This window comes from Fusobacterium perfoetens (assembly GCF_021531595.1).
In the GTDB taxonomy this organism is placed as follows: Bacteria; Fusobacteriota; Fusobacteriia; order Fusobacteriales; family Fusobacteriaceae; genus Fusobacterium_B.
Genome location: NZ_JADYUD010000020.1, coordinates 21,130 through 28,634, shown reverse-complemented (window position 1 = coordinate 28,634; position 7,505 = coordinate 21,130). Strand labels below are relative to the sequence as shown.

General features: G+C 28.3%; 6 protein-coding genes. 3 read left to right on the top strand and 3 right to left on the bottom strand.

The features are described 5' to 3' along the window. The first annotated feature begins 159 nt into the window (after positions 1 to 159). From I6E17_RS09395 to I6E17_RS09385, 3 genes are all read left to right on the top strand, one after another. Positions 160 to 1,170: a C45 family autoproteolytic acyltransferase/hydolase gene (locus I6E17_RS09395; RefSeq protein WP_235236981.1), complete on the top strand. Its 1,011-nt coding sequence runs from the start codon at positions 160 to 162 to the stop codon at positions 1,168 to 1,170. 178 nt (positions 1,171 to 1,348) lie between these two features. Next, entirely contained in the window at positions 1,349 to 3,178 is a 1,830-nt protein-coding gene (locus I6E17_RS09390; RefSeq protein WP_235236979.1) for an MAG1210 family protein, read from the top strand. Positions 3,179 to 3,196: 18 nt separating this feature from the next. Continuing rightward, entirely contained in the window at positions 3,197 to 3,916 is a 720-nt protein-coding gene (locus I6E17_RS09385; protein WP_235236977.1) for a LemA family protein, read from the top strand. A gap of 69 nt (positions 3,917 to 3,985) precedes the next feature. Here I6E17_RS09385 and I6E17_RS09380 read toward each other — a convergent pair whose 3' ends face one another. The 3 genes from I6E17_RS09380 to I6E17_RS09370 all read right to left on the bottom strand — a co-directional run bounded on the left by I6E17_RS09380 (position 3,986) and on the right by I6E17_RS09370 (position 7,357). After that, positions 3,986 to 5,185 (bottom strand): phosphoglycerate kinase, encoded by a 1,200-nt coding sequence (locus I6E17_RS09380; protein WP_176829413.1) that lies wholly within the window; start codon positions 5,183 to 5,185, stop codon positions 3,986 to 3,988. Positions 5,186 to 5,350: 165 nt separating this feature from the next. Then, entirely contained in the window at positions 5,351 to 6,358 is a 1,008-nt protein-coding gene (gene gap / locus I6E17_RS09375) for a type I glyceraldehyde-3-phosphate dehydrogenase (RefSeq protein WP_176829412.1), read from the bottom strand. 129 nt (positions 6,359 to 6,487) lie between these two features. After that, a complete protein-coding gene (locus tag I6E17_RS09370) occupies positions 6,488 to 7,357 on the bottom strand; it encodes an RluA family pseudouridine synthase (RefSeq protein WP_176829411.1) in 870 nt (289 codons plus the stop codon). Positions 7,358 to 7,505 lie beyond the last annotated feature (148 nt).

Genomic DNA, 7,505 nt, shown 5'->3' with positions numbered 1-7,505 from the left:
GTTGTGGTGACTATATTATACAAAAAAGAGAGCTGAGTAAAACATTTTTTTTAAAATGTTACTCAGCTTTTTTTATTTATTGACTTAAAATTTTTATTCTGTTAGTATTAGATTATAAGGGCGCTCTTAAAAATAAAATATTTTAAGGGATGTGATTTTATGTATCATTCAAGATTTATTGGAACTCATTTTGAAGCAGGATATAAATGGGGAAAGAATGTTTTAGACAAAAAAGGAAGTATAGCAAAACAACATACTTTTAAAATCACAGAAGAAAGAAAAGAGTTTGCAAAGAAATGTATTCCTGTATATAAAAAATTTTATCCTGAAATTTTAGAAGAAATAAAAGGAATAGCTGAAGGGCAAAAAATATTGTATGAAGATTTATATACTTTTTTATTAAGCATGTATTGTTTTGAATTTGATAACAAATGTACATGTTTTGCTGTAAGAAAAGATAAAAAAATTATTTTTGGACGCAATAGTGATTTTATAATTGAACTTGAACATCTTTATGATAGCTGTTATTATAAAATTAAAAATTCATATTCTTTTATAGGAAATACTACTGCTTTTACAGAAATAGAAGATGGAATTAATGAATATGGGCTTTCAGCAGGCTTAACTTTTGTATATCCCAAAATAAGAAAACCAGGTTTAAATTCAGGATTTCTTATAAGATATATTTTAGAAAAATGTAAAACAGTAAAAGAAGCGATAATGAAATTAAAAAAAATTCCAATTGCTTCGGCACAAGTAATAACATTAGCAGATAAAGCAGGAAATATGGTAGTTGTTGAATGTAATCCTAAAAAAATAAAAATAATTTATCCTGAAAAAAATAAGAATTTTGTAGTATCAACAAATAATTTTTATTCTTTGGAAATGAAAGAATTTAGAAATCCGAAAGAATTAGATGATTGGCAGTCTGATGAAAGATATAAAACAGTATATATCGCATTATCAGAAAATGAAAACAATTATTCTTTTGAATTTGTAAAAGATTTACTTTCAGGAAAGTATGGATTTATATGTCAATATAATAGAAAAAAAGGTGCTGATACAGTATGGTCATCAATCTATATTTTAGATGAAAATAAAATTTATCGTGCTGAAGGAAATCCTTTAAGAAAAGAGTATAAAGAAGATAAAAGATTAAAATTTATTTAAGATTAAATATAAAAAAATTATAGGAGTTATTGTAAATTTATAAAAATAAAATTTTATTTTTGTAAACTAAAGAATACAATAGCTTCTTATTTTTTTTAGTTGAAAATTTTAATATTTAAAGCTATAATTGGTTATAAAATATGTGAAAATTTAAAGATATAAAGATGGAGGAATAATTATGGAGTTTGTTGATGAGCAAGAAAAATTATTGGAACCATTGAAGTACTACAAAACAGAAGTAGCTAAAAATTTCTTAGATAAACTTACTGATAATTTTGAAAATTTATTGAGAAAATCTGGAATAGATATTGAAGCAAATAAAAAGTCAGTCAGTGATTACAATGAAATATCAAAAGTAAAAGTAAAAAATGAAAAAAAACTTAAATGGGCAGAAAGATTTTATATCTTATTTTTTTATATTTTTATTTTTTTAATAATTTATGAAATAGGTATAATAAGAACAATAAAAAATCTTTATGATTTAAATAAGAATATTCAGGATCCTATTTTAAGAGCATTATTAATAGGCATAGGTGCAGTTGTTTTAGGGATTTTAAATTTTAAATATATCAGAGGAAAAAAGAAACAGTTAAATAAAAGTATAAAAGAAATAGAAACAGAGCTTGTTTTAAAAAAAGAAGAGTGTTACTCGCAAGTTAATCCATTGCTTTCTTTATTTGAAAGTAATACAGCAAATAAGATTGTAACAGAGATTATTCCAACATTAGTTTTAGATAAAAATTTTAAGATAGAAAGATATGCTGACTTAGTTGAAAATTTTGAAATGCCAACAAAGTTACAAAATAATTTTTCTACAAAAGATATAATATCAGGAGAAATTTTAGGAAATCCGTTTATAATTATTAAAAGTCTTTGTAACAGAGTAATAGATCAAAAATATACTGGCTCTCTTACTGTTTCATGGGAAGAAACTTACAGGGATAGTAATGGGGAAAGAAAAACGAGAACAGTATCTCAGACTCTACATGCAAGCATAATTAAACCGAAGCAAATTTTTGAAGATAAAATTGATTTAATTTATGGAAATGATGCTGCAGAGCATTTACATTTTTCTAGAGAACCTAAATTTATTCATGAATTTTCAGAAAAAAAACTTGCCAAATATGTAAAAAAATCAGAAAAAGAACTTAAGAAAAAGACGGAAAACGCCATTAAAACAGGGCAGACTTTCTTAGAAATGGGAAATTCAGAATTTGATGTTTTATTTGGAGCTTTAAACAGAGATAATGAAGTAGAATTCAGAGTTTTATTTACACCTATTGCTCAAAGAAATATACTTGAGGTTTTGAAAGATAAAGATTTTGGAGATGACTTTGCATTTAGAAAAATTAATAAATTAAATAATGTCTCAAATCAGAATGACTGGATTTTAAATATTGATAAATCTTATTATGAAGATTTTTCATATGAGATTATAAAAGAAAAATATTATGACATCAATAAAAGATACTTAAATAATTTTTACAGACTATTTTTACCTATATTGGCAATACCTGTATATCATCAACATAAAGCTCAAAAATATATTTATCAAGAAAAGTATAATTATAACTATAATCCATATACTTCAGAAGCAGCGGCAAATTTATTAGGAGCAGAACTTTTTTCTCATGAAGAAAGTAACACACCTTCAATACTAAAAACAAAAACATTAAGAGTAGAAGGAGATGCAGATTTGATAGAAGTTATCAGTCAGTCATATAAAGCAGTTGAAAGAACAGAATATGTTCCTATGAGAGCAGGAGATGGAAGAGTTTATAATGTTCCTGTTAATTGGATAGATTATGTTCCTCTTGCAGCAAAAGGAAGAATGGAATTAAAAAAATTAGACATTGAGGAAAATGAATTTGAAAAATCACTGGATCAAGAATTTTATAAATCAACAGAAAATAAAAGATATATTTATAAAAATAATATTTTTGCAATGTTTACTAGCAAAGAGGAATTAGATTGTAATAAAATATTAAAAAATATAATAAAAAAATAGAAGAGGAGGCAAATTATTATGGGAAATATGTTAAATGAGTTAGATGAAGAAATAAGAGAAGAAGGAAGAGATGTTAATGTCATTGCTAAACAGATAAAAGTTGAGACAGACACTAGTATTCAAATATTAATTTGGGCATTATATTTAATTGGATTAGGATTAATTGTTTTTGGAGCTGTGAAAAAAATATATTATTTAATTCCTATAGGGATTTTAATTCCAGCTTTTGTTTATGCTAATTTAAAGAAGCAAGAATCATATTTCAGTCAGCTTGAACAGAGAGTACAGCAAAGTGCTTCGCAAATAGATAACTATTTGGAACAGAGAGTTATAGTACTGCAAAATACAGCTAAGATAGTAGAAAAAGCAATAAATTTAGATAAAACTGTTTTTAGTGAAATTTCAAAGTTAAGAACAGGAAATATTAAAGAAGAAGATAGAAATGATATTCAAAGTAAATTAGATAAAGTTTATAGAGGATTAAATATAACTGTAGAAAATTATCCAGATTTAAAAAGTCATATGGAATTAAGAGATGCAATGCAGCAAAATTTATATCTTCAAAGAGAAATTACTGCAGCAAGAGAAGTTTATAATGACAATATAGGAGTTTGGAACAGAGAAATTTTTGAATGGCCATTTAAAAAATATGTTGCTGCTAAAAAAGGATATACAACAAGAATTCCATTTATTGCTTCAAAAGAAATCAAAGAAAAAGCAAGAGAAGTTTTCTTTTAAAAATAAAATTCCTGCTGAATTTAGTTACAGCAGGAATTTTTTATATATTATTGAGTTGTACCGACTAAATTATTTTTCAGAAAGAGAAGTTACTCCTGGAAGTGCTTTTCCTTCTAAGTATTCTAATGAAGCTCCTCCACCAGTAGAGATATGAGTAAATTTATCAGCATATCCAAGTTGCATTGCAGCAGCAGCTGAATCTCCTCCTCCGATTATTGTAGTAGCTCCTTCTAAATTAGCAATAGCTTCACAAACTCCTATAGTTCCTTTAGCGAAGTTAGGCATTTCAAATACACCCATTGGTCCGTTCCATACAACAGTTTTAGCAGCAGCTATTTCTTTGCTGAATAATTCTATTGTAGCAGCTCCAATATCAAGTCCCATTTGGTCAGCAGGAATGTTATCAACAGAAACTGTTGTATGAGCAGCATCGTTGTTAAATTCTTTAGCAACAACTGTATCTATTGGAAGAATTAATTTTCCATTTGCTTTTTCTAAAAGAGATTTAGCAAGATCAATTTTATCTTCTTCAACAAGAGAAGTTCCAGTAGATTTTCCTAATGCTCTTAAGAATGTGAACATCATAGCTCCACCAACAAGAACTTTATCAGCTTTAACTAATAGATTTTCAATAACTCCTATTTTGTCAGAAACTTTAGCTCCTCCAAGAATAGCAACTAGAGGTCTTACAGGAGAATCAACAGCATCTCCTATGAATTTTATTTCTTTTTCCATTAAGAATCCAGCAGCAGCTTTTCCTTCTCCAATATTTGCAGCGATACCTATGTTAGAAGCATGAGCTCTGTGAGCAGTTCCGAAAGCATCATTTACAAATAAGTCTCCTAAAGAAGCCCAGTATTTTCCTAATTCAGGATCATTTTTAGATTCTTTTTTACCATCTAAATCTTCAAATCTAGTGTTTTCAAACATTAAGATTTCTCCAGATTTTAATTCATTTACAGCAGTTTCAAGTTCAGCTCCTCTAGTTACAGGAACGAATTTAACTGGTTGTCCTAAAAGTTCAGAAAGTCTTTCAGCAGCAGGTCTTATTGATTTAGTTTTTAAATCTTCTTCAGTTTTAACTTTTCCTAAGTGAGAGAAAGCTATTACTTTTCCACCATTTTCAAGAACATATTTGATTGTTGGAAGAGCAGCAACGATTCTGTTATCGTTAGTTATTTTTCCATCTTTCATAGGAACATTAAAGTCAACTCTCATAAGAACTTTTTTATCTTGAACATTTAAATCTGTAACGATTTTTTTTGCCATTATATATTACCTCCAAAGTAAAATAAGATTAATAAACTTTTATTAAAATTTGAAAGTTTTGACAGATGGGAATTTATCCCACTTTCAAATTTTTAAAAAAACGGAACCTGAAAAGGTTCCGTATTCTTTTGTTATTTAATTTCTAACTGTATCTTCTTTAAAGAACTATTTAGATAATTCAACGAATTTTTTAAGAGTTCTTATTAATTGAGAAGTGTAAGACATTTCGTTGTCATACCAAGCAACAGTTTTAACTAATTGTTTGTCTCCAACTGTCATTACTCTTGTTTGAGTTGCATCAAATAATGATCCATAGTTGATTCCGATGATGTCGCTAGATACTAATTCTTCTTCAGTGTATCCGAAAGATTCAGTAGCAGCAGCTTTCATAGCAGCGTTTACTTCTTCAACTGTAACTGGTTTTTCAAGTACAGTTACTAATTCAGTTATTGATCCAGTGATTACTGGTACTCTTTGAGCAGCTCCGTCTAATTTTCCTTTTAATTCAGGGATAACTAATCCGATTGCTTTTGCAGCTCCAGTTGTGTTAGGAACGATGTTTGCAGCAGCAGCTCTTGCTCTTCTTAAGTCACCTTTTTTATGAGGTGCATCTAATGTGTTTTGGTCGTTTGTATAAGCATGGATAGTTGTCATTAATCCTTCAACGATTCCAAAGTTGTCTTGTAATGCTTTAGCCATTGGTGCTAAACAGTTAGTTGTACAAGAAGCTCCAGAAATAACTGTTTCAGTTCCGTCTAGGATGTTGTCGTTTACATTGTAAACTATTGTTTTAAGATCTCCAGTAGCTGGTGCAGAGATAACTACTTTTTTAGCTCCTGCAGCGATATGTTCTTCAGCTTTTTCTTTTTTAGTGAAGAATCCAGTACATTCAAGAACTACATCTACATTTAGTTCTCCCCATGGTAAATCTTTAGGACTAGCTTGTGCGAAAACTTTGATTTCGTGTCCGTTAACAACGAATCCTCCTTCAACAACTTCTATAGTTCCATTGAATCTTCCTTGTGCTGAATCGTATTTAAATAGGTGAGCTAGAGTTTTAGCATCTGTTAAGTCGTTGATTGCTACCACATCAAATTCAGGGTTTTCAATCATTAATCTTAATGCTAATCTTCCAATTCTTCCAAATCCGTTAATTGCTACTTTAACTGCCATTTTGTTTCCTCCTTAAATTTACATTTATAATAATTTTTTTTTATTTGCTTCATTTACATCTAAATTATAGTGTTTTATTTCAGGTTTGTCAATTTTATGACCGATTAAATTTGATCATTTTTGTGGTCATTATTTGACACCTATTACATTTTTCATATCTTCAGGAAGATCTATTTGGATTATTTTTTGTTCATGAGAATCTATATCAGTATACATAAACTTATAAGAATGAAGAAGTTGACGCTGAATAGACTCATTTTTTGAACCGTAAAGAACATCTCCTAAAATAGGATGCCCTTCAAGAGAAAGATGGACTCTTATTTGATGTGTGCGACCTGTAAAAAGTTCAAGTTCAACAAGTGAAAGATTTCTATCTTCAAATCTTTTAAGGACTTTAACTTTTGTTTTAGCTTCTTGTCCTCCTTCTTCAACAGGAAGTTCTTCTCTTTTGATGTTATCTCCCACCCTTCCTATAGGTCTTGTGATAAAAAATTCATCTTTTTCAACAATTCCTTCACAAATGGCTAGATAAAATTTTCTAATCTCAGCTTTTTCTTGAAGAAAAGCTTGTGCAAAAGCATTTTTAGCAACGACAATAAGCCCTGAAGTATCCATATCAAGACGGTTATAAAATCTTGGAACCTGTATTTTTCCTGTAGTTTTTAAAAGATAATCAACTACACCATTCGCTAAAGTTTTATCTGTTTTTTTCAGTGTTGGATGTACAACTATATTAGCGTCTTTATTTATAATAAGAAGATTTTTATCTTCAAAGACAATTTTTAAATCCATAGGTATAGGTTGAATATTTGTACCTTTTTCTTGCTCAACAACAACAAGGCGATTTAATTTTTTTATTTTTTTATCAAGGCGTACTTTTTTACCATTAAGGTATATATCAGCATTTTTAAGCCCTCTAGAAGAATAGCCCTTTATGTTCTTTAAGTATTCAGAAACCTTATAATTATTGTATTCAGGTTCAATAATAAATTTTTTCATATAACTCCTTCAATGTGTCAAAAATCTTTATATATCAATGATATTATACCTTATTATGTGATAAAATTCTAATCATAAAATATAATTCAAAAATAAAACACCTTGAGTGTACTGTATGATGACAAAGACTTTTACTTCTATTATAAAA